The following is a 17480-nucleotide window of genomic DNA, read 5'->3' on the forward strand; positions in this document are numbered from 1 at the left end:
CCGGGCCCGTCGTCGGGGCCGGTAGGGTCTGCCGCATGGGAGAGCACGACATGCCTACCGGTCCGGCGGACGGCACGGCGCAGGGCGCACGGCGCGGCCCGGGAAACGGCCCGTCGAACCCGGGCAAGCGCCGCCTCGGTGTCATGGGCGGAACGTTCGACCCGATCCACCACGGGCACCTCGTGGCGGCCAGTGAGGTCGCCGCGCAGTTCCACCTCGACGAGGTGGTGTTCGTGCCGACCGGACAGCCGTGGCAGAAGACCGACCGCAAGGTCTCCCCGGCCGAGGACCGCTACCTCATGACGGTCATCGCGACCGCCGAGAACCCGCAGTTCTCCGTGAGCCGCATCGACATCGACCGCGGCGGCCCCACCTACACCACGGACACGCTGCGTGATCTGCGCGTGCTCAACCCCGACACGGACCTCTTCTTCATCACCGGCGCCGACGCGCTCGGCCAGATCCTCACCTGGCGTGATGCCGAAGAACTGTTCTCCCTCGCGCACTTCATCGGGGTCACCCGGCCCGGCCACATACTGACCGACACCGGTCTGCCGGAGGGCGGTGTCTCGCTCGTCGAGGTCCCCGCGCTCGCCATCTCTTCCACAGACTGCCGTGCCAGAGTCGCGAAGGGCGACCCGGTCTGGTATCTGGTGCCGGACGGTGTCGTGCGCTACATCGACAAGCGAGAGCTGTACCGCGGCGAGTGAGCCGAGAGGGGCACTGGTGAACGACCGATACGACGCTGGGTACGGGGGCGACCAGTACGAGCTCGTCGGCTACGACGAGTTCGGACAGCCTGTGTACCGGCAGGTGCCGTCGCCTTCCCAGACTCCCCGATCTCCCCAATCCCCCCAAGCTCCGCAGGCCCCCCAGGCTCAGCAGGAGTACGGCTCGTACGACCCCTACGGGGGGCAGGCCCAGGGGTACGGGCAAGGCCACCAGGGTCAGGGATACGGGCAGGGGTACGGGTACGACCCGTACGCGGTGGGGCAGCAGGGGCAGCAGGCGTCGCCTGTGGTGTCGTATGACACGGGTCAGCAGCAACCTGTGGCGCCCTATGACACCGGTCAGCAGCAACAGCCGCCGCAGCGGCACGTCGCGGAGCAGACCGCCTACATCCCGCAGCAGGCGCGCCCCGCTCAGTCTCCGGAGCCGCCGCAGCCGTCGGAGGACGGGCGGCAGGGCGACGGGCCGCAGGGTGAACGGGACTACCGGACCGAGCAGTTCGCCTTCGTGGAGGAGCAGCCGGAGAACTCCGAAGACGTCATCGACTGGCTGAAGTTCACCGAGAACCGCACCGAGCGGCGCGAGGGGGCCAAGCGGCGGGCCCGCGGCCGTGTCGTCGCCCTGGTCGTGGTGTTCGCGCTGGTCGCGGTCGGCGGCGTCGGCTACCTCTGGTACGACGGCAGGCTGCCCGGGACGTCCTCCGACTCGACCTCCGGGACGACCACGGCCGGCGGCGCCCAGAACCGTGACGTGATCGTCGTCCACCTGCACAACACCAAGGGTGGCGGCACGTCGACGGCGCTGCTCGTCAACAACACCACCACCAAGCAGGGCACCACCGTCCTGCTGCCCAACTCCCTTGCCCTGACGGACGACAACGGCACCACGACCACGCTCGCGAAGTCGGTGGACGACGACGGGTCCTCCGGGACGCGCGACGAGATGGACACCGTGCTCGGCACGGACATCGAGGGCACCTGGCGCCTCGACACCCCGTACCTCAACAACCTCGTCGAACTCGTCGGCAACATCGATGTCGACACCAACGCGGACGTGCCGGACCCGGAAGCGAAGAAGAAGGGCGAGGCGCCCCTCGTCAAGAAGGGCGAGGACCAGACGCTGAGCGGCAAGATGGCCGTCGCGTACGCCACGTACCGCGCCTCGGGGGAGTCGCAGAACGTGCAGCTGGAGCGGTTCGGGCAGGTCATGCAGGGAGTGCTGCGCAAGCTGTCGTCGGACCCGCAGGCCGCGACGATCACCGTGCAGACGCTCGCGCAGATCCTCGACCCCTCGCTGAGCGACAAGGACCTGGGCGCGTTCCTGGCCAAGCTCGCCGACCGCGCCAAAGGCGGCGACTACAAGACGGCGCTGCTGCCGGTGCAGACGGACGGCAGGCTCAGCGCGCAGGCCAGTGACGGCGTGGTCAAGGACGTGCTCGGCGGCACCGCCAAGAGCCCCGAGAAGGGCGCGGCCGTCCAGGTCGGCATCCGCAACTCGACGGGCAACAAGGACGCCACCGAAAAGGCGCGGGTCGTCCTGCTCAACGGCGGCTACACCTTCGTCGACGCCGGCCAGACCGATGTCGCGCAGGCCGCGTCCCAGATCACCTACACCGACGCCGCGAAGAAGGAGGACGCGGTGGAGGTCGCCAAGACGCTGGGCCTGCCGACGAGTTCGGTGAAGAAGGGCAAGGTCACGTCCAACGCGGATGTGTCGGTCGTACTGGGCCAGGACTACAAGGTGGGTGGCTAGCCGACGCACTCGTCGGCAGACGGGTGACGAGCGGCGGTGACGGGCGGGGTGATCGCGGGGGGATCGCGGGGTGTCCGGGCCCGTACAGCGGGCGGGTCCGTGCGGTGAGTCCGGGCCCGACCTCCCCCGGCCCGCCGCACGGTCGGTCAAAATCACGTGGGGTGCTGTCGGCGGTCCGTGAGACCCTTGGGGTAGGGCCTGCCCGGCGGAGCAGGCCGGAGGAGAGTCACGGCGCCTGACAGGTACGGATGTGCGTGCCGGGCCCGGCTTCTCCGGCATGATCCGCCGCACAGGCCCTACCCCTCGGGGGACTCATGACCGTCTACGGAAAGCCTTGTAGTGACCGCCACTGACCGCTCTCACGAGCTCATCACCGCCGCAGCGCAGGCGGCCGCCGACAAGCTCGCGCACGACATCATCGCCTACGACGTCAGCGACGTGCTGTCGATCACGGATGCCTTCCTGCTGGCCTCCGCGCCCAACGACCGCCAGGTCAAGTCGATCGTCGACGAGATCGAGGAGCGGCTGAGCAAGGAGCTCGGCGCGAAGCCGGTGCGCCGCGAGGGCGACCGCGACGCCCGTTGGATCCTGCTCGACTACGTCGACATCGTGGTGCACGTCCAGCACAGCGAGGAGCGTGTGTTCTACGCGCTGGAGCGGCTCTGGAAGGACTGCCCCGAGCTGGACCTGCCCGCCGACGCCAAGGCCACCCGCGGCAAGGGCGCCGAGCACGCCAAGCTCCAGGACGCGGAGGACGCCGCAGAGCTGCGCGGAGAGCTGCGGTGACCGCCGGGGCGGGGCAACCGGCGCCGGACGGCGGACCGCTGTCCGAGGCCGGGAAGAAGGCGGGCCGGGGGCGCCGCGTCATCCTGTGGCGCCACGGCCAGACGCTGTGGAACGTGGAGCGCCGCTTCCAGGGCACCACGGACGTCGAGCTCACCGAGACCGGCGTGGGCCAGGCCCGCCGCGCCGCCCGGTTGCTCGCGTCCCTGCAGCCCGACGCGATCGTCGCCTCGGACCTGAAGCGGGCGGCGAACACCGCGGGCGAGCTGTCCGGGCTCACCGGACTCGACGTGACGCACAACGAGGGCCTGCGCGAGACGTACGCGGGCGTCTGGCAGGGCCTGACGCACGACGAGATCATCGCGCGGTACGGCGACCAGTACGCGGCGTGGAAGCGCGGCGAGCCGGTCCGCCGGGGCGGTGGCGAACTGGAGACCGAGGTCGCCGACCGCGCGGCCCCCGTGGTGCTCCGGCATGCCGACAAGCTCCCGGACGACGGCACGCTCGTGGTCGTCAGCCACGGCGGCACGATCCGCACCACCATCGGCCGTCTCCTCGGCCTGGAGTCCCAGCATTGGGAGAGCCTCGGCGGCCTCTCCAACTGCTGCTGGTCCGTCCTCGGCGAGGGCGCCCGCGGCTGGCGACTGCTGGAACACAACGCGGGGACACTGCCGGAGCCGGTGCTGGGAGACGACGACTGAGCGCTTCGCTGGATGCGGTGCTTCATCTGCGGGTCCGTCCTGTTGCGGTCCGCCGTGGCTGACCGCGCCCCGCGGCGGCGTCAGGGCCCCCGGCCGGGGCGCGGGGACACGGTCGGGCTGCCTGCGACGGGGCGGGCCTCGGGCCGGCGGTGACATGGTCCCCGAGGCTGATGTCAGGACTCCTGTCCGGCCCCCGATGCCCCTCGGGACCGGATTTCACTTTCCGGCTGGTCGCAGGCTAAAGTTCTTCTTGTTCCGCCGCCGGAAAGCCGGAGTCGGACACCGCAAGGGGCTATAGCTCAGTTGGTAGAGCGCCTGCATGGCATGCAGGAGGTCAGGAGTTCAATTCTCCTTAGCTCCACAGATCGGCTTCACGGATCAGTTCAGCAGATCGATGATCCCGTTCCCATCAGGGGGCGGGATTTTTCGTGCCCTCCGCTGCCTTCGGAGATCCCGCAGCCGGGCGGCCCGCGCACGCGTCTCCTCGTCGGCCGGCCGGTAGACCACGACCCGGCACTCCGGCATCCCGTCGACCGACAACGACACCGACGTCATCCGCAACTCGCCCACCGCCACGTGCCGGAACGTCTTCACGCGCGGTCCCGGTGGCGTCACGTCCCCGTTCCGCCACAGCCGGGCGAAGTGTCCGCTGACCTCCGACAGCCCGCGTATGAAGTCCTCCCACACGGGCTCGCCCACATGTCTCCCGTACGCGGCCCTCAGCGTCGCCACCATCACCGGCAGCTCGCTCTCCCGGAACACCAGCGGACAGTCCTCCTCCGAGGCCGTGAACAGCGTCCACAGGGCGTTGCGGACCGCGCCTTCGGCGGGGCGCCTCTCCGGCACGACGAACAGGTCCCGGTAGGCCGGGTTGGTCGCGAGGATGTCGTACCGCGCGTTGTAGACCACCGCCGGACTCGGATCGAGGGCGTCGATGATCTCCTGGACCTCCGGACTCACGGCCGGAGCGGTCGACTCCGGACCGTGCGTGTACGGCACCTCCGCCAGGTCGTACAGATGCTCGCGCTCCGGCCCGCCGAGCCGTAACGTGCGCGCGACCGCGTCCAGGACCTGCGGCGACGCGTTGATCGGCCGTCCCTGCTCCAGCCACGTGTACCAGGTGACACCGACCCCCGACAGCTGCGCCACCTCCTCGCGCCGCAACCCCGGTGTGCGGCGGCGCGGTCCCGGCGGCATCCCCACGTCGGCCGGTGTCACCCGCGCCCGCCTGCTCCGCAGGAAGGCGGCCAGCTCCGGCCGACGCCGCTGTGTCGTGGCCATCGTCGTCACATCCCCCATCGTCGATTCCCAACCCTGCCCCTGCCAGGTGCTGTCAGTACCAGCATCAGCGGGCTCTCGCTCCCCGTGCCAACTCGCGCCCACGCTCGATGCCATGACGACGACCCCCGCGAGCCCGGGCTCCGTACCAGGACCCGGCCCCGCACCCACATCCGGCTCCAGCCCCGCATCTGCATCCGCAACCGCAACCGCGCCCGCATCCGGCCCCGGACCAAGACCTGCCACAAGTAAAACTCCCGGCACTGACAATCGCCCCGGACGACTGCTGGCGATCGTCCTCGCCGCCCAGTTCATGGCGCTTCTCGACGCCTTCATCGTCAATGTCGCGGTCCCCACCATCGGCACCGAACTCCACGCCTCCGGCGCCGAATTACAGCTGGTGGTCGCCGGATACGCCATCACGTACTCCGTCCTGCTGATCACCGGCGCCCGCCTCGGCGACCTGCTCGGCCACCGCCGCGTCTACCTGGCCGGCCTCGCGCTGTTCACGGCGGCCTCGCTCGCCTGCGGACTCGCCCAGGGCACGGGCGAGTTGATCGCCTTCCGGTTGATCCAGGGAGCCGGCTCGGCGGTGATGATCCCGCAGGTCCTCAGCCTCATCCAGCGGAACTTCACCGGCGAGGCCCGGGGCAGGGCCCTCGGCCTGTACGCGGCGGTCCTCGCGACCGGCGCCGCGGCCGGACAGGTGCTGGGCGGGGTCCTGGTCAGCGCGGACCTGTTCGGCACGGGCTGGCGCCCGGTGTTCCTGGTGAACGTGCCGGTGGGCCTCGTACTGCTGGCGCTCGGCGCGCGCGTCCTGCCGCGCGACGACGCACGCGCCCCGGAGCGCTCGCACCGGCTCGACCTGCCGGGCCTGATGCTGCTGGGCGCCGCCGTGTCGTTGCTCACTGTGCCGCTGGTGCTCGGGCAGGAGGAGGACTGGCCCCTGTGGTCCTGGTTGTCGCTCGCGACCGCCGTGGTCGTCTTCGCCCTGTTCTGCGCGTACGAGTCCCGGCTCGCCCGGCGCGGCGGCACCCCGTTGATCGCGCCCAGGGTGCTGAGGCACCCCGGCATCGGCCTCGCGGTGTTCCGGATCACGGCTGTGATGGCTGTCAACGGAGGCTTCCTGTTCGCGCTCACGCTGCACGTGCAGGGCGGCCTCGGCTACAGCCCGCTGCGCGCGGGACTCACCTTCGCGCCGACCGCGGTGGTCTTCGGGCTGGTCGGGCTGACCTGGCGCGGGTGGCCCGCCTCCTGGCAACGCGCCCTGATCCCGGCCGGGTTCGCAGTCGCCGCGGTCTCCGTGGCGGCCGTGGGCCTGGCACTCCGGGACGGCCGCGGGGCCGGCTTCTGGCTGTACGCTGCGTTCGCCGGTGTTGGTACGGGGCTCGCGCTCGGTTTCGGCCCCACCCTCACGCGGGCACTCGCCACCGTGCGCCCCGAGGACGCGGCGGACGCCAGCGGACTGCTCGCCACGGTCACCCAGCTCGGTCAGCTGATCGGTGTCGCGGCGTTCGGCACACTCTTCTTGAATCGACTTGAGTCACTTGGGGCCTCCGGGGCGTATACCTCTTCGGACGCGCTTCTCGTCTGCATGTTCGCGCTGGCCGCGACCGCTGCGACGGGTGCTGTGTCCGGACTGGTACGAAGGCGTCGCTGACCGTATTGGTCCGGCCGTGGCAGAATCAGACGGCCGGAAGGGGCGGCCCGACGGGAGGGAGTGGCGATGCCTGCGAGCATCCTCGGTGAGGTCGACGACCTTCCCGAATCCGAGGTGATACGGGACCGGATCACTCGCCTCGACTGCCCTTCCTGCGGTTCGGCCCACGTTGCCCTGCTTCTCGGCGACAACGGCGGATTTTCCTACGTGTGCACGGCCTGCGGCCACAGCTGGAGCTGATTGATGGGTGCACACAGGAGAAAGTGCGATTGGTGCGGCAGTGGTACGCCCATTGTCCGCGACATGGAGCCGGTCAACCACGACTACCAGTACTGGTGCGAGGAATGCGCTCGGGCGCTGATCATAAAAGGCGACCCGATCGAGACGTACCGTGAACTGGAGGGTGAGCCGATCTACGGTCGGCTCCTCGACGAGCACTGCACGCTCAAGCGGTTCTATTCGTTCGCCACGGCCTGACGTCGGCCGGGGTTTCGCCACACGGTGACCCCGGTCACGGCAAGGACCGCGGAAGCGGCCTCTCCGTAGAGGGCCGACAACGTCAACTCGACGCTATCCGGCGCACTGTCCCTCTTGTCCGGCTTGTTCTCGCGTACCGGAAACGATTTGGTGGTGCGCCGGAGGGACCGGTAATGTTGGCGTCGCCGCCGGGGAAGTCCGGTGGAACACCACAAGGGGCTATAGCTCAGTTGGTAGAGCACCTGCATGGCATGCAGGGGGTCAGGAGTTCAAATCTCCTTAGCTCCACAAGTTTGTGCGAGGGCGACCTGTGTCCGCGAGAAACGCGGACCGGGTCGCCTTTGTCGTTTCTGCGCGGCTGCGCCGCGCGTTGCGGGGGCTTCGCCACCCGCACCCCCCGGCCAGGCGCGCCGCAGTCCGAGCAAGAGACCTCGGGCGCGCCGGAGTTGGCGCAGGAGGCGGGCCACCTGTGTCCAGGGGCCCACCTTTCGTGTCAGCGGCCGCGGCCCAGGGCGCGGCGGCCGCCGCCCTCGCGTACGGCGGGGAGGTTCTGGCGGGGAGCCGCTCCGCGGGTGTCCTCCTCCAGGCGCAGGGCGAGTGCCGGGCAGCGCCGTACGGCGCGCAGCGCCTTCGCCTCCGCGTACCGGGGCACCTGGGCCTGGGCGACGGTCGGGAAGCCGTCGGCGCCCAGCTGGAAGACCTCCGGGAGGATGTCCGCGCACAGGCCATGGCCACGGCACAGCGTCCAGTCGACGTAGATCTTCTGGCGGCTGGGACCCTGCTCCTGCTCCGGCTGGCCGCCGCCCGGGATGCCGGTGGGCTGCTGGCCGCCCTCGAAGAGCGGCAGAACGCCCTCTACGGGCCTTCCGCAGCCGTTGCCGAGTACATGGGCGGCCAGGTCGTCCGTGAACGCCTTGATGGTCGATTCCAGGAACATCGCGGAGCCGTCGGGGTGCGAGCACGCGCCGCGCCGCTTCACGGCGTTGGCGACCTGCTTGAGCGCCTCCAGGGCGGCCGGGCCGCCGCCGTTGAGGATGTCCTCCATGCCGCGTGCCGCGGCGGGCAGTCCGAGGTAGCAGGGACCGCACTGTCCCGCGCTCTCCTCCGCCAGCCACTGAGCCACCCGCAGCGACTCGCCCAGGGGGCAGGTCGCCGTGCTGATCGGCAGGATCGCGCCCGCGCCGAGCGCACCGCCCACCGCGTCCAGGGAGTTGCGCGAGACGATCGCCTCGTTGACCGTCGCGGCGTCGATCCACTTGCCGTGGTACCCGCCGGTCAGCACGCCCTGCGGGACCGGCGGGGCGCCGGCCAGCTGCAGGATGTAGCGCAGTGGTACGCCGGTGGGGGCCTCGATCACCATGGGGCGGGCGACCGCTCCGGAGACGGTGAGCATGACCGTGCCGGGCTCGTCGTACAGGCCGGTGTTGCCGTAGCGCTCGGCGCCGATGCGCGCGGCGATCGCCAGCTGGGCGAACGTCTCGGCGTTCGACAGCAGGGTGGGCGCGCCGCCGACACCGTTCTGCGAGGCGCTGGTCTTACGGCCGGGCGGGATCGCGGGACCGCCGTCGATGGAGCGGACCAGCGAGGCCGCAGCTCCGGTCACCATGCGCACCGGATTGCGCTGCACGCGCGCGCGGATGGTCGCTCCGCGCCGGTTGCTCAGCCCGCGCTCGGAGAGTGCCGCCTCCATCGACCGCTGTGTGGACTCGCGGGTCACGCCGACGACCAGGGTGCGTGCGCCCAGCGCCTCGGCGACCAGCAGGGCGCCGTCCAGGATCAGGTGCGGGGCACGGTTGATCATCACCGTGTCCTTGCGGCAGGCGGGCTCGTCCTCGCTGCCGTTGACGACGACCACGGGCCGTACACCGCGCTTGATCGCCGCCTCGGCGACCGATCGCAGCTTCTTGTGGAACGGGAAGCCCGCGCCGCCGCGGCCCTTCAGAGAGATCCGCTCGGACAGCTGCGCGAGCTGCTCGCCGCCCATGGGCTCGAGCGGCCCGTGCACCTTCAGGTGCATGGGCAGGTCGAGTCTCTCGACGAGATCGAATCCGGAGGTGAGCTGGGGCAGCCCCACCACTCGGACTTCGGGGACGTCGGGAAGGGCCTCGTTCACTAAAAGCCTCCGGAAGGCGCGTTCCAGGGTTCGCCGTTGCTGGGTGCCTCGTAGGAACCGGGCAGCGTTTCAGTGGCGGGACCGCTGTTGTACGTGTCATTCGGGTTGTACGTACCGAGGGGGTCGTTCGTCTCACCGGTGTCGTACACATCACTTGTGCCGTACATGGGAACGGCACCGGTGTCGTACGCACCGTTCGCGTTGTACGTGGGGATGGTCCCGGTGTCGTACGTCGGTGCCCCGGCGGCGCGCGGCGGGGCCTCGTAGAGCGGCGGGGACGGGGTCGGCCAGCGGGCTCCGGTGTTGCCGTCGACGCGCGGCATCGCCTCCGTGGGCTGCGCGTCCATCGGACCTTGCATGCGCTGGGTCGGGTCGGCCGTCATCGGGTCCTGCGCGCGCGGGGTGTTGACCGCCCGGTAGGCGGCCGCGAAACCGCCGGTGTCCGTGAGGGATCCGGTGTCCGTGAAGGACGCCGTGTCCTGGAGGGCGGGGCGCTGGGAATCGAACGGCGCGGACGGGGACGACGTCCGCTGCGAGGGAAGCGGCATGTCCGGGAAGCCGGGCCGACCGCCGCCGCCGGGCAGCGAGGTGTCCGTGGCACGCCGTGCCGCGGGCTCCTCGCGGAGAGGCCGGTTTCCGCTGTCGAGCAGGGACAGGACGCGCCTGGCGACCTTCCGCTTGAACGACAGGGGGGCCGACCGCAGGAGCAGCGCGCCCATGACCGCGACCAGGGCCAGGCTGTACAGGATCACGAAGATCGGCTTCGCCTCGCGCCCCGCGAAGAGGCCGTGGACCAGGGCCGCGCACCAGGCCGGGTAGGCCAGCATGTGCACCGCGCGCCAGCGGGCGGCCACCTCGGCGGGGGACGCGAACGCACTGCGCAGCGCGCCCGTGAGGGCCGTGAAGACCATCAGCAGGCCGGCCAGGGAGCCGAAGCCGACGAGCCCGTTGGAGCCCGTGACACCGAGACCGAAGGGGATCAGGACCCCGATCAGCGTCGTGTGGTCGAGCGCGAGCTTGACCGTGACGTGCAGCATCAGGAAACCGACCGAGCTCACCGCTGTCGACCTGTGCACGGCCTGGGCGATCAGCCGCTGACGGGTGTTGAGGAAGACCCGGTCGGTGGCCACGAGTCCCCAGAGCACCGAGAGGGTGAGGGCGACGAGCGACAGCACGCCCGCGCCGAAGTTCAGGAAGTCGCGGAATCCGTCACCTCCTACCAGGACGACCACGGGTATGAGCAGCAAAACGGCAGCCGTGACTCCGCCCCGGACCGAGCGGCCCTGGGGGAGCGTGCTGTTGTTGCGGCGAGAGTTCATGGGGGCAACTCCGAACAGTTCGGGAAAGCGGTCCCGCTGCCGCACTCTAGGTCGAGCCATACCGATGGGTACGAGGTTTGAGTTATTGCGCTGTTATCAAAGGGCGGTGAGGGAGTTGTGATGTCCCTTAGGAGCCCTTACGCGAAGTAACTTTTGACTTTCGTTCAGCCTCTGTCGACCTGGTGCGGGCGTGACACGCAGTGCCGCAGCGTAGCCGAAAGCGCGTCGCGGTCCGTGCGGCCGCTGCGGTACCCTGACGCCATGCGTGCCGTACGCCTTCTGCTTAGCGAGCCGCGCTGATCAATCCCGGTCGTCGGACAACCGCGACCGGCATCGGCGCGGCGCCCCCTCCTGTGCGAGGGGCTTTTTCATTTCCCGGGCCGCTGGCAGAGACGATCGATGGAGCTTTGAGGATCATGAGCGAGACGAATACCGCTGCCGCCTCCGAGGTGGCCGCGCCGCACCGCTACACGGCCGCCATGGCCGAGCAGATCGAGGCACGCTGGCAGGACTTCTGGGACGCCGACGGCACCTACGCGGCGCCCAACCCGAAGGGTGACCTGGCAGGTGACCCCGAGCTGGTCGCCAGGCCCAAGAAGTTCATCATGGACATGTTCCCGTACCCCTCCGGTGCGGGCCTGCACGTCGGCCACCCCCTGGGCTACATCGCCACCGATGTATTCGCCCGGTACCAGCGGATGACCGGCCACAACGTCCTGCACACCCTGGGCTTCGACGCCTTCGGCCTGCCCGCCGAGCAGTACGCCGTGCAGACCGGCACGCATCCGCGCGTGTCCACCGAGGCCAACATCGAGAACATGAAGGTCCAGCTGCGCCGGCTGGGCCTGGGCCACGACAAGCGCCGGTCGTTCGCGACGATCGACCCGGGGTACTACAAGTGGACCCAGTGGATCTTCCTGCAGATCTTCAACTCCTGGTACGACGAAGAGGCGAACAAGGCCCGCCCGATCGCCGAGCTGGTCGCCCAGTTCGAGATCGGTGAGCGCGCCGTACCCGGTGGACGCTCCTGGCGCGAGCTGACCGAGGTCGAGCGCGCCGACGTCCTGAGCGAGTACCGCCTGGCGTACGCGTCCGACGCGCCCGTCAACTGGTGTCCCGGGCTGGGCACCGTGCTGGCCAACGAGGAGGTCACCGCCGACGGCCGCTCCGAGCGCGGCAACTTCCCCGTCTTCAAGGCCAAGCTGCGCCAGTGGAACATGCGGATCACCGCGTACGCCGACAGGTTGCTGGATGATCTGGCCGCCCTTGACTGGCCCGAGGCCATCAAGCTGCAGCAGCGCAACTGGATCGGCCGCTCCGAGGGCGCCCGCGTCGACTTCCCCGTGGACGGCGAGGCCATCTCGGTCTTCACCACCCGCCCGGACACCCTGTTCGGCGCCACCTACATGGTCCTGGCGCCCGAACACCCGCTGGTCGAGAAGTTCACCCCGGCCGCCTGGCCCGAGGGCACCCACGGCGTCTGGACGGGCGGGCACGCCACCCCCGCCGAGGCCGTCGCCGCCTACCGCGCGCAGGCCGCCTCGAAGTCCGACGTCGAGCGGCAGGCCGAGGCCAAGGACAAGACCGGCGTCTTCATCGGCTCGTACGCGACCAACCCGGTCAACGGCGAGCAGGTCCCCGTCTTCATCGCCGACTACGTCCTGATGGGCTACGGCACGGGCGCGATCATGGCCGTCCCGGCGGGCGACCAGCGCGACTTCGAGTTCGCGCGCGCCTTCGAGCTGCCGATCCACTGCATCGTCGAGCCGACCGACGGCCGGGGTACCGACACGTCGACATGGGACGACGCCTTCGGGTCGTACGACGCCAAAATCATCAACTCTGTCAACGACGACGTGTCGCTGGACGGCCTGGGCGTCGCCGAGGCCAAGGCACGCATCACCGAGTGGCTGGAGCGCAAGGGCGTCGGCCACGGCACCGTCAACTTCCGGCTGCGCGACTGGCTGTTCAGCCGCCAGCGCTACTGGGGCGAGCCCTTCCCGATCGTCTACGACGAGGACGGCATCGCCCACCCGCTGCCCGAGTCGATGCTGCCCCTGGAGCTGCCCGAGGTCGAGGACTACTCGCCGCGCACCTTCGACCCCGACGACGCGAACACGTCCCCGGAGACCCCGCTGTCCCGCAACGAGGACTGGGTCGACGTCACGCTGGACCTGGGCGACGGCCGCGGCCTGCGCAAGTACCGCCGCGAGACCAACACCATGCCCAACTGGGCCGGTTCCTGCTGGTACGAGCTGCGCTACCTGGACCCGCACAACTCCGAGAAGCTGGTCGACCCGGAGATCGAGCAGTACTGGATGGGCCCGCGCGAGGGCCGGCCGCACGGCGGCGTCGACCTGTACGTCGGCGGCGCCGAGCACGCCGTGCTGCACCTGCTGTACGCACGCTTCTGGTCGAAGGTGCTGTTCGACCTGGGGCACGTCTCCTCGGTCGAGCCGTTCCACAAGCTGTTCAACCAGGGCATGATCCAGGCCTACGTGTACCGCGACAGCCGTGGCATCGCCGTACCGGCCGCCGAGGTGGAGGAGCGCGACGGCGCTTACTACTACCAGGGCGAGAAGGTCTCCCGGCTGCTGGGAAAGATGGGCAAGTCCCTGAAGAACGCGGTCACTCCGGACGAGATCTGCGCCGAGTACGGGGCGGACACGCTGCGTCTGTACGAGATGGCGATGGGCCCCCTGGACGTGTCGCGGCCGTGGGACACGCGCGCGGTGGTGGGCCAGTTCCGGCTGCTGCAGCGGCTGTGGCGCAATGTCGTCGACGAGACGACCGGTGAGGTCACCGTCGTCGACACCGAGCCGGACGAGCAGACGCTGCGCGCCCTGCACAAGGCCATCGACGGCGTGCGCCAGGACCTGGAGGGCATGCGCTTCAACACCGCCATCGCCAAGGTCACCGAGCTGAACAACCACCTGACCAAGGTGGGCGGTCCGGTCGCGCGCACGGTCGCCGAGCCGCTGGTGCTGCTGGTCGCGCCGCTGGCCCCGCACATCGCCGAGGAGCTGTGGCGCAAGCTGGGCCACACGGATTCGGTCGTCCACCGGGACTTCCCGGTCGCCGACCCGGCGTACGTCGTGGACGAGACCGTGACCTGCGTCGTGCAGATCAAGGGCAAGGTCAAGGCGCGCCTGGAGGTCTCCCCGTCGATCTCGGACGAGGAACTGGAGAAGGTGGCGCTGAGCGACGAGAAGGTGGTCGCCGCGCTGGACGGAGCGGGAATCCGCAAGGTGATCGTGCGGGCGCCGAAGCTGGTGAACATCGTTCCCGCGTAGGCGGCGGCCTGAGCGGGGCGGGGGGCAGTTTCCCTAGTCGGGGTAGTCCCCTACGGGCAGGTTGGGGGTTCCGCTGGAACCCTCGGCCTGCCTTTTCCGTTTACCGTGGAAGAGCCGGCAGGCGCCGGCCGGTACTGGACCAGCACGCGAGAGGATCGTCATGGAAGCCGTGGGCGTAATCGTGGCGCTGATCTTCTTGCTGTTCGTGGCGCTGGGCGCGTATGCCACGGTGAGAGTGGTCGGCGCGGCCAAGCGCGGCGTGGACCGCACCGTGGCACAGGCCCGCCGCACGGTGGAGGACTCCACCCTCAGGGCGAAGACCCTCGCCCAGCCGGGACCCCAGGGTGAGATCGCCCAACTACGCCTCTCCTTGCGCACATCGATGCGCGCCACTCAGGACGCGCTGCACGCGGGCGTGACGGAGGACGAGTCGCTGAAGGAGTCCCTGGCACTCTTCGAGCGGCTCAGCGCTCATGGCCACGAGCTGGACGGCGAGCTGAAGCGACTGGAGCGGGAGCCGGACAGGGCCCGCCTCGCCGAGCGGCTTCCCTCGCTGCGGGAGCGTACGGAGCAGATAACGCAGTCGGCGGACGCCCTGCGCTGGGCGGCGCGCGACCGTGCCCAGCGCTTCGTGAACGACGACCTGGACTCGCTGAGCACGCAGATCGGCATGGAGGCGGGCGCACTGCGGCACTGGACGACGGAGCCGTCTCCCACGGGGACATCCGAGCCGTCTTCCGCGGGGACGCCCAGTCCGTCCGCAGGGATGCCCGAGCCGTCTGCCACGCCGACCCCGGATCCGGCTTCGGCACGGACGCCGCCCCCGGCCCCGTGGCCGGAAGCGCCGGCCGTCGCCGCCGCCGACCAGCAGACCTGGCCGGAGACCCCCGAGTCGCGTACGGCCGAGGAACCCACCCGGGCCGCGATCGAACCGCCCGTTCAGCGTGCCGCGTACCCTTGGGAGAAGAAGCCCCGCCCTGAGAGCACGACTTGATTCGGTCGGCCCGGCCGCAGGTGAGAGGGGCCGGGCTGCCGTCCACGGCCCCCGACAGGTAACCTCCAGTTCATGTCCCGCCATGTCGCGATCGTCACCGATTCAACGGCCTACCTGCCGCCGCTGACGATGGAGCGCCACGGCATCACCGCGGTGCCCCTGACCGTGGTCCTCGGCGATCAGGCACTCGAAGAGGGCACCGAGATCTCCGCCCGTTCACTGGCCCTGGCACTGCAGAAGCGACGGTCCGTCACCACCTCCCGGCCCAGCCCCGAGCTCTTCGCCGAGACCTACCGCAGGATCGCCGAGTCGGGCGTCACGGGCATCGTCTCGCTGCATCTGTCCGCCGAGTTCTCGGGCACGTACGACGCGGCGGTCCTCGCCGCGCGCGAGGCGCCGGTACCGGTGCGGGTGGTGGACACCGGGATGGTCGCCATGGCCCTCGGCTTCTGCGCGCTGGCCGCGGCAGAGTCCGCGGAGGCGGGCGGCACGGTCGACGAGGCGGTCACCGCGGCGGAGAAACGGGCCGCGGGTACGTACGCCTACTTCTACGTGGACACCCTCGACTATCTGCGCCGGGGCGGCCGGATCGGGGCGGCGCAGGCGCTGCTCGGCTCGGCGCTGGCCGTGAAACCGCTGCTGCAACTGGACGGCGGCCGCATCGAGCTCCTGGAGAAGGTACGGACCGCCGGTAAGGCGATCGCCCGCCTGGAGGAGATCGTGGCCGACCGGGCGGGGAGCGCGCAGGTCGACATCGCGGTCCACCATCTTGCCGCGCCCGAGCGGGCGTCGGCGCTCGCGGAGCGGTTGCGGACTCGGGTGCCGGGGCTGGCCGACCTGCATGTGAGCGAGGTCGGAGCGGTGATCGGGGCACACACCGGGCCCGGGTTGCTCGGAGCGGTCGTTTCTCCTCGGTGAGGACTGGCTGACTCGTCTGGGTGACGGAGTTATCCACAACTGGGCGGTAATCCCCGGGAATTGAGCAAGATCATCGCGGTGTGGCGGTCGTGAGTGATTCTCGTCGCATGTCACTTCGATCACCTTCACGGACAGCGACAGCAACCAGTGGGCCGGGCCGGGGCCCGGTCTCCGACAGTCGTACGCGAGGCCACCGCCGCCATCACGGCCACCACAACCGTCACCGCTATCGCGGCAGGTCCCGGCGCCGAGAAGCCTCGGCGGAGGCATTGCGCCTGCGCGCGGAGACACTCTTCGCCGAACGGACGAGGGTGCGCGGAGAGTTGAGGCATGGACCGCCGGTGGTGCTGGACGAGCCGGGGTGGGGGCGTCGTCGTGCCCGGACTGGTGTGGCAGCTGGGGCGGAAGCCAGGACGGATACCGGGGCGGAGGGCTGGGCTGAGACCGGGGCGGAAGCCAGGACGGATACCGGGGCGGAGGGCTGGGCTGAGACCGGGGCGGAAAGCTGGGCCGAGGGTGACGCCGGTGCTGAGGTCGAGGCAGAGATCGGCGTGGCTGGGGCCGGAGTTGGGGCCGGAGTTGGGGCCGGAGTTGGGGTCGGGGGTGGAGCCGGATTTGGAGCCGGGGCCGGGGCCGGAGGTGAGGTCGGGGCCGGAGGCCAAGCCGGAGTCGGAGCTGGAACTGGAGCTGGGGCCGATGCGGCGTGGCGGGAGCGGACCGGGCTTGCTGTCCGGGAGCGGATGCCCTTGTGGTTGCAGTCCAGGTGCGGGCTGGAGCGGAGGAGCGTGGTCGCGCTCACTGTGGTTCTCGTTGTCGCGGCGGTCTTCGCCGCCCAGCATTTCTGGTCGGGTCGTACCCAGCCGGTGCGGGCACCCGAAGTGGTGCGGGCCGCGAGTCCGTACGGGGCAGAGGGCGAGGGCGGGCAGGAGGCGGCGCCCGGATCATCCGCCGCCGCACGGGACCCCGTGGGCGCGGCCGGAGCCGCCATCGTGGTGGACGTCAGCGGCAAGGTGCGCGAGCCCGGTATCCATCGGTTGCCGGCCGGTTCCCGGGTCGCCGACGCCCTTCAGGCGGCCGGCGGGGTGCGGCCCGGCACCGACACCGAGGGACTCAACCGGGCGCGGCTCCTCGTGGACGGTGAGCAGGTGGTGGTCGGAGCCCCTCCGGCTTCCCCCGCCGGGCCAGGCGGGGCGGGAGGTCCGGGAGGTCCGGGTGCTGTGGGCTCCGGCGGAGCCGCCGCGGGCGCGGCTGCTCCGGTCGGCCTCAACACGGCCACCTTGGAACAACTGGACACATTGCCCGGTGTCGGTCCCGTGCTCGCCCAGCACATCATCGACTACCGCACCCAGCACGGCGGTTTCCGCTCGGTCGACGAACTCCGTGAGGTGAACGGCATCGGCGACCGCCGTTTCGCCGATCTGCAGAATCTCGTACGGCCATGACATCCCGTACGGCCATGACGG

At 70.4% G+C, this 17480-nt stretch carries 14 protein-coding genes and 2 tRNA genes; 13 read left to right on the forward strand and 3 right to left on the reverse strand.

Annotated elements, in window-relative coordinates:
- The first annotated feature begins 35 nt into the window (after window positions 1-35).
- The 5 genes from nadD (at window position 36) to OHA11_RS31355 (ending at window position 4326) form a co-directional block, all read left to right on the forward strand.
- Window positions 36-710, forward strand: a complete 675-nt coding sequence (nadD, locus tag OHA11_RS31335) for a nicotinate-nucleotide adenylyltransferase (protein ID WP_266502145.1) — start codon at window positions 36-38, stop codon at window positions 708-710.
- Between the two features lie 16 nt (window positions 711-726).
- Entirely contained in the window at window positions 727-2481 is a 1755-nt protein-coding gene (locus OHA11_RS31340; RefSeq protein WP_266502147.1) for a LytR C-terminal domain-containing protein, read from the forward strand.
- 339 nt (window positions 2482-2820) lie between these two features.
- Window positions 2821-3267 carry a ribosome silencing factor gene (gene rsfS, locus OHA11_RS31345; protein WP_266502149.1) on the forward strand — a complete coding sequence of 149 codons (447 nt, stop codon included), beginning with the start codon at window positions 2821-2823 and terminating at the stop codon, window positions 3265-3267.
- 38 nt (window positions 3268-3305) lie between these two features.
- Complete coding sequence (locus tag OHA11_RS31350; protein ID WP_266507596.1) at window positions 3306-3965, forward strand: histidine phosphatase family protein; 660 nt, start codon at window positions 3306-3308, stop codon at window positions 3963-3965.
- 288 nt (window positions 3966-4253) lie between these two features.
- Window positions 4254-4326: transfer RNA gene (locus tag OHA11_RS31355), tRNA-Ala, on the forward strand.
- A gap of 17 nt (window positions 4327-4343) precedes the next feature.
- Here the strand turns inward: OHA11_RS31355 and OHA11_RS31360 are convergent.
- Window positions 4344-5264 carry a helix-turn-helix transcriptional regulator gene (locus OHA11_RS31360; protein WP_266502151.1) on the reverse strand — a complete coding sequence of 307 codons (921 nt, stop codon included), beginning with the start codon at window positions 5262-5264 and terminating at the stop codon, window positions 4344-4346.
- A 262-nt stretch (window positions 5265-5526) separates the two neighbouring features.
- Here OHA11_RS31360 and OHA11_RS31365 point away from each other — a divergent pair, with 262 nt between their 5' ends.
- From OHA11_RS31365 to OHA11_RS31380, 4 genes are all read left to right on the forward strand, one after another.
- Window positions 5527-6903 carry an MFS transporter gene (locus tag OHA11_RS31365; protein ID WP_266507597.1) on the forward strand — a complete coding sequence of 459 codons (1377 nt, stop codon included), beginning with the start codon at window positions 5527-5529 and terminating at the stop codon, window positions 6901-6903.
- 66 nt (window positions 6904-6969) lie between these two features.
- Window positions 6970-7143: a hypothetical protein gene (locus OHA11_RS31370; RefSeq protein WP_266502153.1), complete on the forward strand. Its 174-nt coding sequence runs from the start codon at window positions 6970-6972 to the stop codon at window positions 7141-7143.
- Between the two features lie 3 nt (window positions 7144-7146).
- Complete coding sequence (locus OHA11_RS31375) at window positions 7147-7380, forward strand: hypothetical protein (protein ID WP_010986886.1); 234 nt, start codon at window positions 7147-7149, stop codon at window positions 7378-7380.
- 215 nt (window positions 7381-7595) lie between these two features.
- A tRNA-Ala gene (locus OHA11_RS31380) sits at window positions 7596-7668 on the forward strand.
- A 205-nt stretch (window positions 7669-7873) separates the two neighbouring features.
- Here OHA11_RS31380 and OHA11_RS31385 read toward each other — a convergent pair.
- Both OHA11_RS31385 and OHA11_RS31390 read right to left on the reverse strand, forming a co-directional pair.
- Window positions 7874-9493: an NADH-quinone oxidoreductase subunit NuoF family protein gene (locus tag OHA11_RS31385; RefSeq protein ID WP_266502154.1), complete on the reverse strand. Its 1620-nt coding sequence runs from the start codon at window positions 9491-9493 to the stop codon at window positions 7874-7876.
- Window positions 9493-10812 carry a cytochrome b/b6 domain-containing protein gene (locus tag OHA11_RS31390; protein WP_266502156.1) on the reverse strand — a complete coding sequence of 440 codons (1320 nt, stop codon included), beginning with the start codon at window positions 10810-10812 and terminating at the stop codon, window positions 9493-9495. The genes OHA11_RS31385 and OHA11_RS31390 overlap by 1 nt, the downstream gene beginning before the upstream one ends.
- A 416-nt stretch (window positions 10813-11228) precedes the next feature.
- Here OHA11_RS31390 and leuS point away from each other — a divergent pair, with 416 nt between their 5' ends.
- From leuS to OHA11_RS31410, 4 genes are all read left to right on the forward strand, one after another.
- Window positions 11229-14105, forward strand: coding sequence for a leucine--tRNA ligase (leuS, locus tag OHA11_RS31395; protein WP_266502158.1), 2877 nt, complete (start codon window positions 11229-11231; stop codon window positions 14103-14105).
- Between the two features lie 160 nt (window positions 14106-14265).
- A complete protein-coding gene (locus OHA11_RS31400) occupies window positions 14266-15099 on the forward strand; it encodes a hypothetical protein (RefSeq protein WP_266502160.1) in 834 nt (277 codons plus the stop codon).
- 72 nt (window positions 15100-15171) lie between these two features.
- A complete protein-coding gene (locus OHA11_RS31405; RefSeq protein WP_266502162.1) occupies window positions 15172-16017 on the forward strand; it encodes a DegV family protein in 846 nt (281 codons plus the stop codon).
- Window positions 16018-16124: 107 nt separating this feature from the next.
- Window positions 16125-17459, forward strand: a complete 1335-nt coding sequence (locus OHA11_RS31410; protein WP_266502163.1) for a ComEA family DNA-binding protein — start codon at window positions 16125-16127, stop codon at window positions 17457-17459.
- Window positions 17460-17480: the final 21 nt, after the last annotated feature.

Source organism: Streptomyces sp. NBC_00878, from assembly GCF_026341515.1.
Classification (GTDB): Bacteria; Actinomycetota; Actinomycetes; order Streptomycetales; family Streptomycetaceae; genus Streptomyces.

Bases quoted from the DNA above. Each gene is read 5' to 3' on its own strand.
- OHA11_RS31360 (WP_266502151.1), bottom strand. From the start codon at position 5,264: ATGGGGGATGTGACGACGATGGCCACGACACAGCGGCGTCGGCCGGAG.
- OHA11_RS31390 (WP_266502156.1), bottom strand. From the start codon at position 10,812: ATGAACTCTCGCCGCAACAACAGCACGCTCCCCCAGGGCCGCTCGGTC.
- nadD (WP_266502145.1), top strand. From the start codon at position 36: ATGGGAGAGCACGACATGCCTACCGGTCCGGCGGACGGCACGGCGCAG.
- OHA11_RS31405 (WP_266502162.1), top strand. From the start codon at position 15,172: ATGTCCCGCCATGTCGCGATCGTCACCGATTCAACGGCCTACCTGCCG.
- leuS (WP_266502158.1), top strand. From the start codon at position 11,229: ATGAGCGAGACGAATACCGCTGCCGCCTCCGAGGTGGCCGCGCCGCAC.
- OHA11_RS31400 (WP_266502160.1), top strand. From the start codon at position 14,266: ATGGAAGCCGTGGGCGTAATCGTGGCGCTGATCTTCTTGCTGTTCGTG.
- OHA11_RS31370 (WP_266502153.1), top strand. From the start codon at position 6,970: ATGCCTGCGAGCATCCTCGGTGAGGTCGACGACCTTCCCGAATCCGAG.
- OHA11_RS31410 (WP_266502163.1), top strand. From the start codon at position 16,125: ATGTCACTTCGATCACCTTCACGGACAGCGACAGCAACCAGTGGGCCG.
- OHA11_RS31375 (WP_010986886.1), top strand. From the start codon at position 7,147: ATGGGTGCACACAGGAGAAAGTGCGATTGGTGCGGCAGTGGTACGCCC.